The organism is Candidatus Pseudomonas adelgestsugas (assembly GCF_004124255.1).
GTDB classification, from domain to species: Bacteria; Pseudomonadota; Gammaproteobacteria; order Pseudomonadales; family Pseudomonadaceae; genus Aquipseudomonas; species Aquipseudomonas adelgestsugas.
In genome coordinates, this window is the sequence record NZ_CP026512.1 from 638,848 (window position 1) to 658,801 (window position 19,954).

Annotated in this window: 8 protein-coding genes and 1 pseudogene; 7 read left to right on the plus strand and 2 right to left on the minus strand. The window is 39.8% G+C overall.

All coding sequences use genetic code 11. The annotated features are described in order from the left end of the window. Positions 1-1,561: 1,561 nt before the first annotated feature. Together dksA and C3B55_RS01740 are read right to left on the minus strand one after the other, a co-directional pair. Positions 1,562-2,002 (minus strand): RNA polymerase-binding protein DksA, encoded by a 441-nt coding sequence (dksA, locus tag C3B55_RS01735; protein ID WP_129210925.1) that lies wholly within the window; start codon positions 2,000-2,002, stop codon positions 1,562-1,564. Positions 2,003-5,163: 3,161 nt separating this feature from the next. After that, positions 5,164-6,720 (minus strand): bifunctional aminoglycoside phosphotransferase/ATP-binding protein, encoded by a 1,557-nt coding sequence (locus tag C3B55_RS01740; protein WP_129210927.1) that lies wholly within the window; start codon positions 6,718-6,720, stop codon positions 5,164-5,166. Positions 6,721-6,839: 119 nt separating this feature from the next. On the opposite strand from C3B55_RS01740, the gene mrcB reads away from it, so the two are divergent. From mrcB to rimI, 7 genes and pseudogenes are all read left to right on the plus strand, one after another. Continuing rightward, on the plus strand, positions 6,840-9,164 hold the full coding sequence (gene mrcB, locus C3B55_RS01745) for a penicillin-binding protein 1B (protein ID WP_129210929.1): 2,325 nt from the start codon (positions 6,840-6,842) through the stop codon (positions 9,162-9,164). Positions 9,165-10,478: 1,314 nt separating this feature from the next. Then, positions 10,479-12,203 carry an acetolactate synthase 3 large subunit gene (locus C3B55_RS01750; RefSeq protein ID WP_129210931.1) on the plus strand — a complete coding sequence of 575 codons (1,725 nt, stop codon included), beginning with the start codon at positions 10,479-10,481 and terminating at the stop codon, positions 12,201-12,203. Positions 12,204-12,205: 2 nt separating this feature from the next. Continuing rightward, positions 12,206-12,484, plus strand: a complete 279-nt coding sequence (gene ilvN, locus C3B55_RS04655; RefSeq protein ID WP_457912686.1) for an acetolactate synthase small subunit — start codon at positions 12,206-12,208, stop codon at positions 12,482-12,484. Beyond that, the gene (locus C3B55_RS04660) at positions 12,471-12,680 is read left to right on the plus strand and encodes a hypothetical protein (RefSeq protein ID WP_457912687.1); all 210 of its coding nucleotides are present in this window, start codon (positions 12,471-12,473) and stop codon (positions 12,678-12,680) included. The genes ilvN and C3B55_RS04660 overlap by 14 nt, the downstream gene beginning before the upstream one ends. Before the next feature lie 71 nt (positions 12,681-12,751). Then, positions 12,752-13,778: pseudogene (ilvC, locus tag C3B55_RS01760) on the plus strand (ketol-acid reductoisomerase). A gap of 147 nt (positions 13,779-13,925) precedes the next feature. Then, complete coding sequence (gene pssA, locus C3B55_RS01765) at positions 13,926-14,783, plus strand: CDP-diacylglycerol--serine O-phosphatidyltransferase (protein ID WP_129210933.1); 858 nt, start codon at positions 13,926-13,928, stop codon at positions 14,781-14,783. A gap of 2,096 nt (positions 14,784-16,879) precedes the next feature. Next, a complete protein-coding gene (rimI, locus tag C3B55_RS01770) occupies positions 16,880-17,332 on the plus strand; it encodes a ribosomal protein S18-alanine N-acetyltransferase (RefSeq protein WP_129210935.1) in 453 nt (150 codons plus the stop codon). Positions 17,333-19,954 lie beyond the last annotated feature (2,622 nt).

Below are 19,954 nucleotides of genomic sequence, written 5' to 3' on the forward strand. Positions count from 1 at the left end.
ATAAGTTAGTGCTAGCAAAAGCTTCTTTGTTATGGTGGACAGGTTTAGATTCGATAAATGATTTAAGGATCAATATTAAGATGTAGTTAACTAAAATTATTGCTACTTTAGTGTGTGTAAACAAATTATTCATGGTGTTAGTTGCTAGTTTTTTATTGGTGCATGACCCACTTTCAATGTATTAATTGAAAGTGGGTCATGCACTTACCTTGCTAATCTTACTCTATAAATCTTGTCCTGTGTGCTGGGGTGGTCATGGCAATGCGATGCTGTTACTTAGCTTTTGTAATTAGGTTATATTTACTAATGGAGTTTACTGCTGCCTGGATCTATAAAGCTAGCAAAACATTAAGCTGAGCAGTATGCCGTAGCAGTTAGATAGAAACTCTTAGTCATGCTGATAAGACTAAAACATGGCTAAATCTACCGTGCTGTAAACGCCATGGTACTAGCTTACATGTTGCTGGGTGAGGTATAGGTTAGCAAATATAAAATAATTGCCTGAGGCATTATTCCGCATTTACTGATCACAATGATGCCAAAACAGTTTTCAGGTAAGCGGTTCTGATCAGTAGCAAGGCTAATTAATATATTAGTTTTTATTAAAAAATACTTTAGCTAAAGTAGTAGATGCAGGCGAGCTATAAGAATTTTCCATTCAATTGCGCTTTAGTCAGTACTAGTGTATGCGAAATCCTGATGTTATACTTGTGTTTAATATCCTAAATCAGCAGGCTATTATAGCCTGCAACTAAACAAGTTCGCTGCCCTAGGTTGTTAATCGAGAGCGTACAGCGCTATTCATAGTAAAATGTAGCCACAGGTCTTGTATCATAGATCTTAAACAATAAGATCGTTCTAAGGTTTTTTGACCATCCGATCGCATTGTCAGTATTGTATGCAAATAGTATAGTTAACGTAGGTTAAATAGTTCTTATAAATATAACTAGTGTGGCATGTACTGGAGTATATGAGTGCAGCGTACAGCATCGATACACCTACCAGGATATCAATTGATGATTGTCGATATTTGATGCGTATTATGTTGTTGTAGTAACTGATAATGCCAGTGTTTATATTTTGTCCGCAGCATGATCAGGATTTGCCTTATACAGTAATCTACAAGGTAACATTCAGCTCAATGACACGTCAAGGTATGACTGCTGTCTTCTGAACGACTTGGCGTTACGCCATTATCATAGACAAATATCGTATTTGAAAATTTAGCTATTTACTTGAGTAGGCCAAGGCTATACTTGGGCTCCTAATGAATATGTTGCTCAATGCTTTAGCGTATATATTATGTCGCTCGCTTTATAGGACTAATTCCACAGTCACACTTAAAGTCGTAGCTTTTTAAAGCATGCAAGATTACTGCCCAAGTGTCTAACCCTTAAGGTGCTAACTAAGACCTCCAGGTGTATAATCTCACTGGTATAACCGGCATTGATATAGAAATAAAATATATAGTCTATAGTTGGTTAGGCACTGTTAAATATTTGCTAAATATTAAAAAACAAGATTTAGCGTTTGCACTTCACATCCGTTCAGTTCGGTTGCATTACTTGCCAACCTGTTTTTCCTTAATTTCAGCCAAGGTTTTACAGTCTACGCATAGGTCTGCAGTGGGACGTGCTTCTAAGCGGCGAATACCAATCTCTACATCACAGGATTCGCACCAACCGTATTCTTCATTTTCGATGAGTTGCAGTGTTTTATCAATTTTTTTGATGAGCTTTCGTTCACGATCACGGGCGCGCAGCTCAAGGGCGAATTCTTCTTCCTGGCTAGCGCGATCAGCCGGGTCTGGAAAATTAGCTGCCTCGTCCTTCATATGGTCAACTGTACGGTCAACTTCTTGCATTAAGTTCTGCTTCCATTTTTGCAGGATCCTAGTGAAGTGTTGGCGCATGGGGTTGCTCATATACTTCTCCCCCTCCGTTTCTACGTAAGGTATGAAGCCACTGAGGCTCTGCTGCTGTTGCTTTGTTTGGGTGGACATGAATAGACCGCCTCTCACTATTTTCATCCATTGCATAGAATTATAACGTCACCAACACCTGTCGTCCTTACTTATTTGTAGGTTGGCGAACTTACCAGATAGATTCTTGGTGTGCCACTGCTGGTTGTCGAAGTTGAACTTTGGATAGATATAAATGCTGTAGTCTGCTATGGCTTTGGATGGCTTGTCTTAAATATTTATTTGGTCTGTATGTAAGCGCTTGCTTATTTCATCATATATAGTCGGACAGGCCATAGAACATATTAAGCTATGCTTGTTCAGCAGAATCTGAATGCTGTCCTTACCTTTAATCCAACATGGTTAATATTTTAGCGCTGACAATTGGTGTATGCAGTTGCACTATAGAATTAGTCCATATCATAGCCGTGTTGTGTGGTTGGCTAGTTAATGAGCTATAGATGGTCAGATAAGCAATAACATTGAATCTTATTTTTTAATAAATCGCTGAATCAGCGTTTACCACGAATGGGCTAACTCGTCGCTTTGTATTGGCGTGCTACCTACTTACTGATCTTAGTAAATACTGACCTACTAGCCAGCCTAGTTACTACGTGTAATCAACATTTCTTGCGTCTAGTAGAGAGCGCAGTGTAATTTTGTACTGATTAGTATAAATGTGCGTCAAATAATTTTGACTGTCTATCCTGTGGTGAGGCATTAGAATGCATACAGTGTAAGCGAATTGTTTACATCGCATGCTAACCATGAAAGATCTATCCTTACAAAAAATAAATTTCCGAGGTTGTTGAGTGCAGTGAAGGCTCTCGGCAGCCATTTAGTAATCGATAAGATATATCACGATCTTTAACATTTATAGTATAGATGTTGTTAGTATACTAGAAGTATACGGTAGCGCTCTTATTTTAAGATAGTTCTTCGAAGTATTTTGCTATGGTTGGCTGGCTGCATGATTTGATTGGTAGTATTACTAATATTAGCAAGGTAAGCTAGAATAGCTGGCGTAAAATATATACACTAGCGTCCTAATCATAGACACATACATGCCGTTGGCCTATTTGATCCAGTAAAACCAGAATATTCTGAACGATCGCTATATTGAATTCTAGTATTATCGTGACTTCTTGCTGTTAGCCTTGTGTGAGCTTAGTTTTAGTATTACCGGTATAGTCTGAATAAACATTCTACTTGCATGTCTATATCATTACTTTTGGCGGTGCCGTCATAACGTATGCTGTAATTGTCTCAACACTCAGCACGTAGCGTTTATGCTAGAGCTGAATTTTTTGTCATTATCTAAGCCGTTCATTAGATACTGTCTGAGTATTAATTTAATGCCTAATTATATAATGTAAGGCTATCATATTCTTATTTCAGTGATCGATACTATTATATCGAGTAACACTAACATTTTTATTAAATGGTACATTTAGCGTACAACAGCTGGTAATGTGTTGCTTGAGGGTAAGGGGTTAGTGAACTATTTATTAGATATGAGCAGGCGTTTAATTAGTAAAGGCTTATATTGAAAAAATGCCGTTTATGTTGTTACTTGGTCATGCTAGTGATACACCACTAGGTTCTCGCTAATTGCACGAACGTCGATTGGATATTGTAGCCTGCTTAGTAAGGCATAACTTAGGCTTGACCTATGTCAGTTATACTAACTGTTTTTTTGGTGTAATCGTTAGAGGCTTTAGCTCTGATGTACTGATGTGCACTGATTGTGTTCTCACCGATAAAGTAGTGAAGGCGGCATTGTTCCATGAAACACTAATTTTAGTGTCCACTCTAGTTTGCTAAAGATAAACTAATTTGTGAGTTAGCCAGTCCAGGCTAAACTGACTCAGGCCTTTCCTGCCTAAATGTCTAATAAGGCCGTCTACGTGGTTTGATTCAGCCATGCTGTTATGATTTGATGACTAAGTTTAGTTTAACTGAAAATACTGTTTATTGGGCTAGTGCTATTATGTTTTTGGTAACTTAGTTTTAGTGCTAACCAGTGGTTTTTTTTGCTGAATACACTCAAAGTAGCCTTGCGATTAATGAGTATACTGATAAAAACTTAAGGTTTGGAACGTAGTAGAGCTAACTCTACGAAAAATTCTTTTTTTGTACAAGCTTGTGTCCTGCCTTGGTAGGACAATAACATTTTGGTATCGGTATGCTTATTGATACAGAGATTACTTTGTAACCTACTAGCCGATTTTTGGTTAATGAGTGCTTCCAGTGCTGTAGCGTTTAGGTGCTAATCTTGTCACCATCGGCGGCTTTTACCTATGTGATGTATGGCTCTAAGTGACGCATCATTATACTCTGTAATTTGAAGTGGCCAAGCTCTTAATATGGCAAGCTATTTGTAGTTGTGGTCCTTACTGTAGGAACTGGCGCTGCGGTTGATGTCGCTTAGAAGAGGCGTTGCCAGATCTATAGCAGTCGCAAAAAACTGCGCTGTAAAATGCCACTATAGACTTGTGGTCGTGTGAAGTGTTTGGTGTGTAAAAGCGCTTAATTATGTGAACTATATTTCTTGGTTACTGTGTGGCACATGCTTTAGTTATATTATAGATATGGTGTGGCTAGATTTAGAAAGCCCGGAAAGATTAGAGCAAGCTTGTAACATAGTTTAGCGATTAGCGGTGTTGCAGTAAAGCTTACAGCTTTGCATTTTGGGTTAAGAGTTTTTTTGAAGCAATACGTATACGCTGCTTACCATATAACACTTAGTGCGTGTCGTGATGATATAATTAGCCGTGCGGCGCTGTATGCGCTGGATTTCGGGCATTTAGACACGATCATAACTTAATCTGTTTTGCTTAAGGCGTAGAGTGCTCATGTATGGATTTGACTGAAAGTATTAGCGTAATTATTATTGCAGCAAGCAAGACAGCAGATATTTCAGATAAGTTGACATTATAAGTCAGCTTACCATAATGCCATCGCATAACCTTGCAGGCCAAGCGAGCCTTCGCTAACTTTTAGTGCGGCAAGTGCTGTTCGTGCTTCATGATCTAAACTTAGTAATGTAATCACTGTAGTCTATGAAGATATTTTGTTACTGAAGTAATAACAATTATTATCATAATTTATGATGGTAAATTATAGTGAAATACCGACACTAGTAAGTGTTATTATTACTTAATAGTACACTTAATATTATTGGTACGACTAAGAAGTATTTATTACAGGCCCAACAGTTGTTGATGAATATACGTTACTAGTGCATCCAGCGTACCGTTATCATTAGTCTCTACGCGTTTGCTTAGTAATAGCTCTGCGGGTGTTAATGGGTCGCGATTTGCCTGCTGTTCTTGGATGACGGTCAATGTCGCTTCGGATGGGTCATTTTTGTCTGTCTGACGTTGTGTTAGCCGACTAGTAATAACAGCTAGTGATGCGTAGCAATCCAGGATTAAGAATGGTGCGCCGATCGCTTCGGCGACCTTGGCGGCTGCAATACGTTGCTTGCTTTTTAGGAAAGTAGCATCCAGTACTACTGGATAACCAGCATGCAAGACGATATTAGCAATTTCATTTAAACGGGTATATGTAGCGGCGCTAGCATCTGCTGTGTAAATATAAGACCCTTGCTTGTTCTCGGTCTTTTGCTCGCTAAATATGCGCTTGCGCTCTACATCTGAACGTAGGCATATAGCACCCAAGGATTCCACTAAGCGCATGGCTAAGTGGCTTTTACCGGCGGCCGATACGCCGTGGGTAATCGCCAGAAAGCGTGATGGAATAGAAATGTAGCTCTCCGCTAGGTTAGCATAATGACGGTATTGTCGCATGGTAGCGACGCGTTGTATTGGGCTGGCCGTGTCCGGCATGCTGAGCAATGCTACCTTACCACGCACTAGTGCGCGGTAGGTTTTATAGAAGTTCAGCACTTCAAGGCCTTGGTAGTCACTAGTCAGCTCTAGATATTGGCTGATAAAACGATTAGCTAGGGATTTGAGGCCGTGGTTTTCTAGGTCCATCGCTAAAAAACTGATGTCAGCGTTTATATCTGTCAAGCGGAGCAGCTCATTAAACTCGATGCAGTCGAAAATTACCACTTGTTCAGCAATCAAAGTAGTGTTGCCTAGATGTATATCGCCGTGGCATTCACGGGTAAAGCCATCCATTTTACGCTTAGCAAGCAATAGCTTGAGACATTCGAAACTATTTTCAGTCCATGCTTGCAGGGCTAAAAACTTAGCCAGGTCGTCTTTTTTATTAAGAAATGGGAGGATTTGCTGGAAGTTCTGACGTACTAAAGTTATTACCTTATCCGGCGTGCCGGCAGGGTCTTCTTGCGGTACTGTAGGTGCAGTTAGGTGAAAGTGTGCTATCTGTTTAGCCATTTTATCAATATGAGCGCTAGTTAGTTCGCCTTTGGCCTGTAAAGTACTAAGCAGTTTGTTTTGCGGGAATTGGCGCATTTTTAGTGTATATTCAATCACTGGTCCGGTACCATTCAGTTGCGGAGCTTCGGCAGCGCCGGTGATTGGCAATACCTCAAGATATAAATTTTGAGTAAAACGCTGGTTAAGGCGCAGCTCTTCGCGACAGAAGTGGCCACGATCTTCCAGTTGGGTAAAATCTAAAAAGCCTAGATTTATCGGTTTTTTAAGTTTATAAGCGAATAGCCCAGTCAGGATAACCCAGGAAATATGGGTTTCAATAACTTGCAATATTTCAACTGGATGTGGATATATAGCTGGGTTTTGCATGGCAGCGATTAGGGGCTGGCTCATGGGTGATCCTTCAAAATTTAGGAGAAATTATAGTCCACATTATGGCAATTATAGTCTGTGGTGCATACCACTGCCCAACTCATGTTGACTATCAATAAAGTGCGTATAATGGCGTCACCATGACTCAAACTAGATTTCTCAGTTCTTGTAAAAAACTTTTATGTGTCCTGTATCTCTGGTTGAGTTGGATGCTTAAATTAAATCTTGTGGGTCTTGTAGTGTTTGCAGGTTTTGCGGTATACCTAGATGCCGTAGTTCAAGAAAAATTTTCTGGTAAGCGCTGGACTATTCCAGCCAAGGTGTATGCACGCCCATTAGAATTATTTACCGGTCAGAAGCTTAGTAAGGAAGACTTCCTCACCGAACTTGATGCTTTGGGCTACCGCCGTGAACCAATTGGCAATGGCCCTGGTACTGTTGACGTTATTGGCAATACCGTAGATTTGAGTACTCGTGGCTTTCAGTTCTACGAGGGCTTTGAAAAAGCCCAGCCAGTACGAGTGCGCTTCTCTGGCGATTACGTCACTGAGCTGTCGTTTTTCGATGGCTTGAAGTTGCCAGTGGTACGCCTGGAGCCACTGTTAATAGGTGGTATTTACCCAAAGAATCTCGAGGATCGTATCCTAATTAAACTTGATCAGGCACCGCCATATTTGCTCAATACCCTAATCACTGTAGAAGATCGCGATTTCTATAGCCATATCGGTGTTTCACTGAAGTCAATTGCTCGTGCAATTTGGATCAATGCATCTGGCGGTAAGATGACTCAAGGTGGTAGTACACTGACGCAGCAATTAGTAAAAAACTTTTACTTAACCAATAAACGCAGCTTGAATCGTAAACTCACTGAAGTCATGATGGCTATGCTTTTAGAGCTGCATTACAGTAAGCAGGATATCCTCGAAGCGTACCTCAACGAAGTATTCATCGGCCAGGATGGCCAGCGTGCCGTGCACGGTTTTGGCTTAGCCAGCCAGTTTTTTTTTGGCCTGCCATTGTCTGAATTAAAATTACACCAAGTTGCGTTACTGGTAGGCATGGTTAAGGGGCCATCCTATTACAATCCTCGTCGTAGCCAGCTGCGCGCACTTGAACGCCGCAATTTGGTATTGGATATGCTCGAACAAAAATGTGTGGCCACCACAGAACAAGTCGCTGCAGCGAAGAAAATGCCATTGGGTGTCACTACCAGTGGTAAGCTAGTCAATAGTTCTTTGTCAGGCTTTATTGATTTAGTGAAACGTCAGGTGCGTGAAGATTACCGCGATGAAGACTTGACCAAAGCAGGTCTACGGATATTTACTAGTTTTGATCCGATTCTACAGATGAAAGCCGCAGCATCGGTAAATGACACCTTTAAACTTTTGACCGGTCGTAAAAACGCAGATGAAGTCGAAGCTGCCATGGTCGTGACCAGCCCAGAAACAGGCGAGGTCCAGGCAATGATCGGTAGCAGACAAGCCAGTTTTGCTGGCTTCAATCGTGCATTAGATGCCGTGCGACCAATTGGTTCGCTCGTCAAGCCGGCTATTTACTTAACAGCCTTAGAAAAACCAAGCAAATATACCTTGACTAGTTGGCTGTCAGATGACCCACTATCAGTGACTGGTGCTAATGGCCAAGTGTGGACGCCACAGAACTTTGATCATCGTTCCCATGGTACAGTGTTCTTATATCAAGGCCTAGTAAATTCCTACAACATTTCTACCTCACGCCTTGGGCTTGAAGTTGGCGTGCTTAACGTATTAAAAACCTTGAGGCGTTTGGGTATTTCTCGTGAATTCCCCGTGTTTCCATCGATGCTACTCGGTGCTGGCGCCATGACCCCAATAGAAGTAGCAACAATGTATCAAACTATTGCCAATGGTGGTTTCAATACACCTATGCGTGGGATTCGTAGTGTTCTGACTGCCGATAGCGAGCCGCTCAAGCGTTATCCTTTCCAAGCTCAGCAGCGCTTTGACGCTGGTTCTATTTATCTTATCCAGAGTGCCATGCAACGCGTTATGCATGAAGGCACCGGTCGTTCAGTTTACAGCATACTGCCTGAAAGTTTGACGTTAGCCGGCAAGACCGGCACCAGTAATGATTCGCGTGACAGCTGGTTTGCGGGTTTTGGTCAAGATGTGTTAGCTGTAGTCTGGCTGGGGTATGATGATAATCGCAAGACACCGTTTACTGGCGCGACCGGTGCCCTGCAAGTATGGGCCAGCTTCATGCGCAAGGCCGGTCCGCTTCCGTTAAGCATGTCACAGCCAGACAATATTGTGCAAGCCTGGATTGATCCGCACACAGGGCAAGGTTCTAATGCAGGCTGTCCGGGTGTAGTACAGATACCATATATTCGCGGTAGTGAGCCACCAACCGGTACTGTATGCGATAGCAATAAAGTACATACTAATACGGATTCGGTGATGGATTGGGTTAAGGGCTGGATGCAGTAAACAAGTAGAGTTTTGGTAAATTAGTTGTGGATCCAAGTTATTATTGTTATGGTTTTGTCTATAAGTTATTTAGCGTATAGCATCATTTAATTCTTGCTGTAGATTTCAGCGTCAATCTTTTTATAATAACGACCGCATTTTCGGTTACCTGTTGTTTCTATAAGACCGTGATTAAACCTATTACATAAACGACATCCCACCACCCCCATCAGGATATACCATAAAATTTGAATGCAGCGCTAATCAGCGCTGATGTTGCATGATGCTCATGCTAAGCACTTCGAAGCTGATTGATTTCTATCGCAATATTTATATTGCAGATTAAATCTTAGCACCAATAAGCAAGCTGTGGCGATGTGAACGTAACGTATTGCTACAGCTTAAGTGCGCCAAATATGTAGCCTATCAAGATCTATAAGTATCGGCAGTACTTAGAGCTTACCAGAGTAGGAATATATAGTTTTATTGTCTGAGCCTTTAGTTTTTAGATTAATTATCGTCATAATATGCAAACTAACCTATTAGACTTTCATTAGTAAAGTATTTGCCATATGAACATAGAGGAAAGTCAAGCTCTGGATAGAGCATAAATTATGCGTACAGAGTTGGTTTGTACTAACTATTTTTCAGTATCAAAGTGCTCAATAGTGTTTATTTATTTTCTGTAGATGCATTAGATTTTAGCTAGTGTATGTAATGAATTTTTTTCAGTACGCGCCACATGAGGAAAATCTTCATGTAAAAATCTGTCACCGCCTAATACATTAATTATTATATAGATAATGGACATTGCTTATGCTGATTGTAAGCTAAAGAAGCTTTAGTTTACGCGACTCACTAAAAAGTTTTAGTAGTCAATTATTGATGTTTGTTAATTACCTCCATTTGTCAAGTTTTTTGAGGCAAACTTTATGTGCGTATTGCTGCTTTTTGATAAGATTTATACGAATCTTTATCATTCTTTAAGCCTATTTAATCTAATTTTCATGCGCTTAGTTCTAAAAAAGAACAATCCATATATTTTTTACTTGAAAGAGTTGCAACAAAAAAATCGAGGTTTCTTTGTATTGGCTATTAGAGGTGGGCTACCTCAATAGATTAAGAGGTACATATCCATGCAGACTTGTAATATCTGTAATGCGTGACCTCGTGCTAGACGAGAAAAACTCGTAACACTTGAGGGTACCGCAATACTAAATTCAGTCAGTGCTGATGTAGTTAGTGACTAACATTTTCTATGTTCTGTGATAAGTAAACTTATTAATATCTGTCGGTTTGAGTGGAAGGTGTTCTGCCGTTTTAGAGGTAAACAACGTGGAGCTTTTATCTGGCGGTGAGATGCTTGTCCGTTTTTTACGTGACGAAGGTGTAGACTATATTTACGGGTACCCAGGTGGTGCTCTTCTGCATGTTTATGACGCATTGTTCAAGGAGCCGGCCGTTACCCATATCCTAGTTCGTCACGAACAGGCCGCAACTCATATGGCTGATGGTTATGCCCGTGCTACTGGTAAGGCTGGTGTAGTATTGGTAACGTCTGGTCCAGGTGCAACCAACACTATTACCGGCATCGCGACTGCGTATATGGACTCTATCCCAATGGTGATTATTTCTGGCCAGGTCGCAAGCACCATGGTTGGTACTAATGCATTCCAAGAAACTGACATGATTGGTATCTCCCGTCCAATCGTAAAACACGGTTTTATGATCAAGCATGTATCGGAAATTCCAGATGTTATGAAAAAGGCGTTCTACCTCGCACAGTCAGGTCGTCCTGGTCCTGTGGTAGTCGATGTTCCGAAAGATATGACCAACCCTGCTGATAAATTTGAATATATTTTTCCAAAGCAAATTAAGCTGCGTTCCTATAGCCCAGCTGTGCGTGGGCATTCTGGGCAAATTCGCAAGGCAGTAGAGATGCTCCTAATAGCTAAGCGTCCTGTATTGTACTCGGGCGGTGGCGTAATTCTTGGCAGCGGTTCTGCACCTTTAACCGAATTGGCTAAGCTGCTTAACCTACCAGTTACTAATACCTTGATGGGCCTCGGTGCATTCCCTGGTACGGACCGCCAGTTTATTGGTATGCTCGGCATGCACGGTAGTTACACTGCTAACCTCGTTATGCATCATTCCGATATGATTCTGGCTGTAGGTGTACGGTTTGATGATCGCGTGATTAATAACGCAAGTAAGTTCTGCCCACACGCCAAGATTACTCATATTGATATTGATCCAAAGTCTATCTCGAAAACTATCAAAGCAGATGTACCTATCGTTGGTTCTGTAGAGCGTGTGTTGACCGAAATAGTTACTGTGCTGAAGGGTATTGGTAAAACGCTTAACAAGGAATCTATTGTCGGTTGGTGGAAGCAAATCGACGAGTGGCGCAGTGACCGCGGCTTATTTCCTTATGATAAAGGCGACGGCAGAATCATCAAACCACAAACCGTTATCGAAACTCTATGTGAAGTGACAAATGGCGATGCTTTTGTGACCTCTGACGTAGGTCAACACCAAATGTTTGCTGCGCAGTACTACAAGTTTGATAAACCTAATCGTTGGATTAACTCTGGTGGTCTCGGCACGATGGGCTTCGGTTTCCCTGCAGCAATGGGCGTTAAATTAAACTTCCCTAGTAATGACGTCGCGTGCGTCACCGGTGAAGGTAGTATTCAGATGAACATCCAAGAACTTTCAACGTGCCTACAGTATGATCTTCCAGTGAAGATTGTTTGTCTGAACAATGGCGTGCTTGGTATGGTTCGTCAGTGGCAGGACATGAGTTACAACAGTCGTTACTCCCATTCTTACATGGAGTCGCTACCGGACTTTGTTAAATTAGCTGAGGTTTATGGTCACGTCGGTATTCGCATCACTGATTTAAAAGATCTAAAACCTAAGATAGAAGAAGCGTTCGCGATGAAAAATCGCTTGGTGTTCCTCGATATTCAAGTGGATGCTAGCGAGCACGTCTACCCGATGCAGATTAAAGATGGTTCTATGCGTGATATGTGGCTGAATAAAAATGAGCATACTTAACAATGCGGCATATTATCTCCTTGCGTCTAGAGAATGAACTTGGTGCTTTGTCTCGTGTTGCTAGCCTGTTTTCACAGCGAAACTATAATATTGAGAGATTGACCATAGCTAACCTACCGAAGATCCGACTTCTATCTCGTCTGATTTTAACTACTATTTGGCATGATAAATTTATTGAGCAGATCATTAAGAACGTCAACAAGCCAATCAAAGTAGTTAAGTTAGTCAATTTATCTGAAAGTGTCCACATAGATCGTGGACTGATATTTGGTACAAGTTAAATTAATTAGTGCTCAGCGTGCTGAGATTAAACGTACTACTAATATTTATCTTGGGCAAACTACAGATGTAGGCGCTAGCGTTTATATAGTTCAACTAACTGGTAAAAGTTACAAGCTAGATAGCTTCATTCAGTCAATTAGGACGTTTTTAATTTTAGAAACGATACGTAGTGGCGTCACCGGGATTTACCCGTAGCGCAAATTACTCGGCATCTAACCAAAATTAGCGCATGACCTTAAAACCTGGATATATTATATAAGAACCTCATGAAAGTTTATTACAACAAAGATTGTTGTCTGTCTATTATCCAAAGCAAGAAAGTAACTATTAACGGCCATGGTTTCTCAAGGTCACGCCCAAGCGTGCAACCTAAAAGATTCCGGTATTGACGTGAATGTTGGTCTGTGCAAAGGCTCATCTACCGCTGCTAAAGTTAAATCACATGACTTGAAAGTGACTGACATTACTTCTGTCGTTACTGCTGTTGATCTCATAATGATTTTAACTCCTGACGAATTCTAGTCTATACTGTATAAGAACGAAATCGAGCCGAATATCAGAAGCAAGCGTTACCCTGGTCTTTTCCCACTGCTTTACAATCCATTATAATCAGGTAGTACTACGCGCTGACCTTGGCGTGATTATGATTGCACCGAAGGCACCTGGTCACACTATGTGTTCTGAATTTATCAAAGGTGGTGGTATTCCTGACTTGATCGCCATCTACACAGGATGCTTCTTATAACGCTCAAAATGTTGCAATGTCTTATGCAACTGGTATCGTTTGCGGTCGTACCGGTATTATTGAAACTACCTTTAAGGATTAGACTGAAATTGACTTGTTTGGTAAGCAAGCCGTTCTGTGTGGTGGAACAGTTAAGCTGATAAAGACCGGTTTTAAAACGCTAGTCGAAGTTGGCTTATGCTCTAGAAATGGCTTACCTAGAATGTTTGCACGAAATTAAGCTGGTTATTGATCTTACATATGAGGGCGGTATCGCCAACTTAAATTACTCAATTTCCAATAACGCTGAATACGGTGAGTATGTGACTGGTCCCGAAGTAATTAATGTCGAGTTGCGCCAGGCTATGCGTAATGCCATCAAACGTATTCAGGACGGCGAATACACTAAAATATTTCTTAGTGAAGTGGGGTTGGCTGCTGGCTACTCTTCAATGATAGCTATGCGTCATAACAATGACGCTAACGGTATCGAACTCATTGGCGAGCAACTGCGCTCAATAATGCCGTGGATTGATACCAATAAAATTGTCGATAAAACTAAAACATAAGTCGTACGCTTCAAGAGAAAAAACTGGCTGAAGCAACGCTTTCTTGTTTCTGGTGGGCTGCTTCTAGCATAAATCTATATCATTTATTGACGGAATACTTATAAATAGTATTTGTTAAAGTGTTTACGTATTTTTAAGGTAAAATTCATGAGAGAACGTTTCGAAGAGCGAAACCAGGTTTCTGACGCCGCAAGTTTACTCCCGATTGATGAACATGTAGAGGAAGGGCATGACGCAGAAGGCCACAAGGTAAGGTATCGTGGCATTTATCTTTTACCCAATCTATTTACTACAGCAAATCTGTTTGCTGGGTTTTATTCTATTATCAACTCCATGAATGCTCAGGGTTCATTAGCAGCTGGTGATGTCGCAAGTGCTAGCAAGTATTTTTTCTTTGCTGCTATTGCAATTTTTATAGCTATGGTGCTTGATGTTCTGGATGGTCGTGTCGCTCGTATGACTAATACACAGAGCACCTTTGGTGCTGAGTACGATTCGCTTTCAGATATGGTTGCATTTGGAGTTGCGCCTGCACTGCTGACATTTGCCTGGGCATTGGGTGATATGGGTAGGGTTGGCTGGATGGTCGCATTCATTTATGTCGCCGGTGCTGCATTACGTCTAGCGCGCTTCAATACCCAGGTCAGCACTGCTGATAAGCGTTATTTTATTGGTTTAGCTACCCCTGCGGCGGCTGGCGTGCTAGACGGTGTTGTCTGGGCATTTAGCGACTATGGTATACAGGGTTCCAGGATGTCTTTCCTAGTGGCCTTAGTGGTTGCAGCTGCTGGTATGCTGATGGTCAGCAACATTAAGTATAGTAGTTTTAAGCAGTTCGACCTTAAAGGGCGCGTGCCTTTCGTGGCGATTCTCGTGGTAGTGCTAGTGTTCGCGGTTGTCTTTAGTGATCCACCGCGTATTTTACTGCTGGCATTCTTGATCTATGCTACTTCTGGACCGATTCAGTACTTGCTGCATCTACGTCGTAGTAAAACATTGTCTTAATTTAGTGTTCGTTATACTCCGCAGCATATTACTGCATCAACTATCTCATTCTTTGAATTTGCGATATTCATTAAAATTTATCAAGTTTTTGATTGCTACGCACTGGATGTTACTCGTAAATTTATCAATCTCTCTCGCTATATTTTATATAATGGGTACTGACGGATATTATCATCAGTAATACTGAATTTCATGAGTATTACTATGTATATTAAATAATATCTTTTTAATGGTATGCGATCAATTAAATCGGAAGACCTTTGTTTTAGATTAACACCATGAAAGCGATGGTTATTAGAAGCATTCTACGAGCCTTTAATATCATAAATAAATGTCTATTTTATTTTGACTGCAGCGTTATTAGGCTGATGCATAAACAAATTATTTAAAATATAGTTGAGTTTCGGTAGGCTGTAATGTTAATTTTTGGTAAATATGTATCTATTGTATATGTGCTCGGTTAAGCAAACAATTAAGCGGATCATCTTGATTCCTAGTACCACTTAAATCTAATTTTAACGACTATAGAACATTGGAACCAACTGGATCTCATCCTAAACTTAGTAGTGAAATAATATATTGCCGATAAGAGTTTAATACTTATGTATGTCAGAGCAATGTCTCGTTTAGATAAAATTCTAGTAGCCTATGTTTACTGACGTAACATAGGCTCTTTTCTTGATTAACGCACAACAGAGTCAAGAGGTGGATTAGCATAGTTGTCTTCAATTTTAAATCCTGTTCATGTCTATGCAAAAGCTATTATGCGTTTTTTATTATGAAGCAATATTTATTATTAATGGTGTTGACATATCTGAAAGAAAACTCACCACCCATTTTTTTGATAATATTTTGCGCTAGATGCGGTACTGCTTAGAAGTAGTTTTAGTATTTTTAGTTTTAATTAAACTTATCTGTGCATAATACTCAATTATAAATAATATTTACTTGCGTTTACGTTAGTTTGTTTAAATACTAAAAAATTGCATGGTATACTGCTTCTTTAACCTTGTGCTGTTTATATTTATTGTTTTCATATGCTATTACTAATTTTATAGCTGTGTGATTTGTCTCTGATGCTGATTTTACGGTACTTTTTGTACTTATAACACAGCAAGCTATAAAAATGTTTATAGCGATGAGCTTTGAGTTAGTTAGTTTTTGACTAAAAACTTTTTTCATAATATTATATTGAAGTTTTAGGTCAGGTTGTAATAAATTGGTAAGGCTTAGTTTTGTTGTAAGATAAGAGTGATAAAAGCTAGGCGTTCTAGGTAGCACGGGCAGGCTGTGATGTTCAGATATATCTAAGTGTATACTAGAATAATGATATACTACAACGTGCTACTTAGCTATTGGGCGGCCAGTTACATATGTTGCTTACCAAGGTTATATGTTGCCTTAGTAGTAGTTGTTACACAGTACATATTTGAGTAAAGCCCAGTGTTTTAGTGAAAGCGTATATAATGCACTTTGATGCTATAAAAGAAATGCTAGCTAGCGTTAACTATTCAAAGTTTAATGATACTGTATCAAGGTTGCCTTTATCTAAGATATGCAGCCTTAATTATTGGCCTTACATGCAGGTAGTCAATTAACTGTTTAGCAGTAAAATTACCGTTTACAGCCATCTGTCGCGCCACGAGTTAATACTGGCTTTTAAGTACTACGAAGCTTTATTGTTCATCAAACCAACAGTGATATTATATCAGCTGTGGTAAAATCCGTAGCAGCCTAGCTTCTAGCCGCTGTGATTACTGTTCTAGTAATCACTTCTACTGCGTGTCTCCATGTCATTACCATGTTATCCGGCACATTAATTGCTAATGACGCCTAATGCTTTAGACTTTCACCTAGAAACTAAATAAAATTTAGCATAGAGTTTTATCTTAGCGTGCTGCCTACCTAACAGGCGAACTATGCGTGTATTTATTGCTGATCACTATGCCTCTATTCGTTTCGCAAGTAAAGTAAAATGCTGCAGCATAGTGCTGCAAACTGCATGTCAAGTGTCTGGGTTTTGCATAAGCTATCCAGAATCTGGAGTTATTAATGTAAAAGCATAGCATAAGGCTGTGGTGTATTGGAAAGTATCGATGAGTGAAGCTTTGTCCTTCTGCCCGCTGACTGAGGTAAACCTTGACGCTGTACTAAAGATTGAATACGCGGCGTTTAGCTTCCCCTGGAATAGCAAGATCTTTCTTAGTAAGCTGGACAAGCATCAGAGTTGGCTGATGTTTAAAGGTACGCAGCAAGTAGGTCACGGTGTGATGCAAATTATCTTCGATGAGGCGCATCTGCTAAATATTGCCATCAAACCGGAAAACCAAGGCTGCGGCCTTGGTTTAGCATTGTTGGAATATTTGATGTCTAGTGCTCATGCTTCAAATGTGCGGGAGTGCTTCCTAGAGGTGCGCGACAGCAACACTAATGCTCTCCGTCTTTACGAGCGTTACGGCTTCAATAGGATCGGCTATCGCCATGATTACTACCCAGCTATAGGTGGACGTGAGGACGCAGTTGTCATGGCTTATACTATAGTTGATTGAATACATAAATAAATGTGTAGGCAAAAGCCATGTAGAATCAGACTTCCTTGCAAAAAATGACCTGAATCTCACCTATACATGTATATATTTACATCTGCTAGTAAAATAAGTTTAATAATGGAGAACGAAAAGTAGACGCAATCAAACATCAAGATCAATACTGATTAGTTAATCTTAATAACTAGTAAACCTAGCAATACTTATAGATTGACTGCGATGATTTTTCGTGTGTCAACTACCAAAATCGTAGCAATGTAGTTTTGTGCGCTAACCTCAACTGCCTGTCGGTGACAGTAGTTCGCAGTAGACGTGCTCAAGGTTGAAGTATGTCCTGAGCATTGACTACTATAGTATGTGTACTTAAATATAAGATTGCTGGTCTTATTTAATTCATGATTTTGGTTACTTTGCTATTCGAGATTTCTTTATACAAAAAATTTCAATATACCATTTAGCTGGTTATCAAAGAAGAGCGCATGACTGTCTCTGTACGGCTAAATGTAATCTAACAAATCGTTAACGTGGACCAGATAGGTATTTTACAAGCACCATAGTGTTGCAGGTAAAGCTTGTTGCGGCTACAGCTAAATGTACGATATACAAAATTAGTTGCTAAACGCTTGCATATCATAATCGGTAGTTTCGAGTAACTGTAGTTGCAATCTAGTTGATGTTTCACTGGTTTATACGTTGTAAGCATGTGGTGGGTGGTAGAGAGAAGTGATTGAAGGTAGTAAACTTAGCGATATATTTTAGGTTAGCTGAGTCTTTTGTTTTTTAGCGCTTGCGTTTACGTATAATAAGAAATGATCGCACTTAAGCTAACTAAGCGTAGTGCGCCTAAAAACTTTAGGCATGGTTTAGGTATTAAACATTCTTCTGAGGAAGGCCGTACCAACTGCTGTTATTAGTTTAGTTATATCTGCTGCACGCAAGCGCAGTAGTAATAATAGATACCAAGTTGGTATAATTTGTAGGGAAATACAAGTCAACTTAGCGCCAGAACTAATTAAGATGGTTTATGTGATGTCTGCTAAATGTTGACGACGAAGTAGCACTATGCAACAATAGTACTGCTTTAGTTGGCGAACTGCATTTCAGTCTTTGGATGAGTATTTGGCCATAGTACGGCGCATTAACTAGTGCAGTAATAGTGTGAATTACGCTAAGCTTACCAGAGGTAGTACAATGACCTGAGCGAGTTGGTTAAAGTCGTTATAGAGTTTACCTAAATCACAAAAAAACTACGAGTTTGCCCCCACATTAGAAAAACCTTTCTACACGAATACTTTGTTATCCTTGAGCCCCATGACTTCTATCGTCGTCATGGGGCTCCTATATAAAAAGAAGTGCAAACAAAGTGTTGCGAAGCTAGACCTTAATAGTGATAAATGAGTCTGTTTACGCACTATAAGGAGTTTATGTGAATAGTTTTACTCGAATAGCTGCTTGAACTTGTTGAGTGCATGCTGCCATAGTCTATGGCTAATGTTTTCGTGCGTATTAGGTGCAGTAATGATTTACTTAAGGCTTTAACATCGCTTTGAGCAATGATATGGATTGCGCAAATTATCTTACTCAGTATACATTAAGTCGAATAAAGCGTCATGAATCATGTCTTTTAGGCAAATTGTAGCAGTCTAGATTTTGCAAAAAAATATTTATTTAGCGAGAATGTGAAATAAGTCACTAGTTAGCCAATAGACCTGTATGGATAAATGGTAATGGACAGTAGCAGGGAATCTGTTTTATTAGCACTAGTTTCATATAAAGCACGTAATTTAAAAAGTCTTTTTACTGCTAGCGCTACTATTGCAGGCTTTATTTGGATTAAAGATTATATGGCAAGCTTACTAGGCAAAATATACAGTATGCCGCCATGCGTAAGTAGCATGGCGCAACGATTTAATGGCAAAAAAATAGATTTGACTTCAAGCGATCCATTATAAATAGTGCTTTGGGTGGAAATATATTAATTAAGTTTGCCGCAATTTGTCTGTCCTAGTCTCGAATAATTGTGCGTGTTGCCTCTTGGATAAAGGCTGGCTTTTAGTGTAGTTAATTATTAAATATGATTGTTTATGGTAATAAATCTATTCTTTTTCAGTCATATCCATGCATTGCCTTAATAGTAGCACTATACTATGTTTATAGTGCTTTCTAATATTATTTTTAGTCTTAATCTTAAACTAAAACGCTCTACACTATTCGTTTCACAATTATATCTGTGATAGGCAATATGTTAGCAAGGAAGTGCCACTACAGGATACAGTTATCCATGCAATTGTATTGCATGGATACTATTGGACTTTTTATGCGAGTCATTACTAGATATATCAGTCTTCATGAACCTGCATATCGGCTTAGCTAGTTTTAGCTTCATTCTTATTCTGTTAAGTTTGGTCGTGTTATTACTTACTGTGTTCGTGGTAATCACAAATATCCATTAGCTAGCTAGTAAGTTAAGTATGACAGATGCACTTTTATGCGCAATCACTATACCTATTGCCATTGCGCTGGATGTTATGCTTGCTTGGCGCATGGTTAAATCTAAAAAACCTAGTAGTGGCTATTATAATAATCGAATAAAACTTATTTTGTTTTAAGCAAGTCAAGAGTATA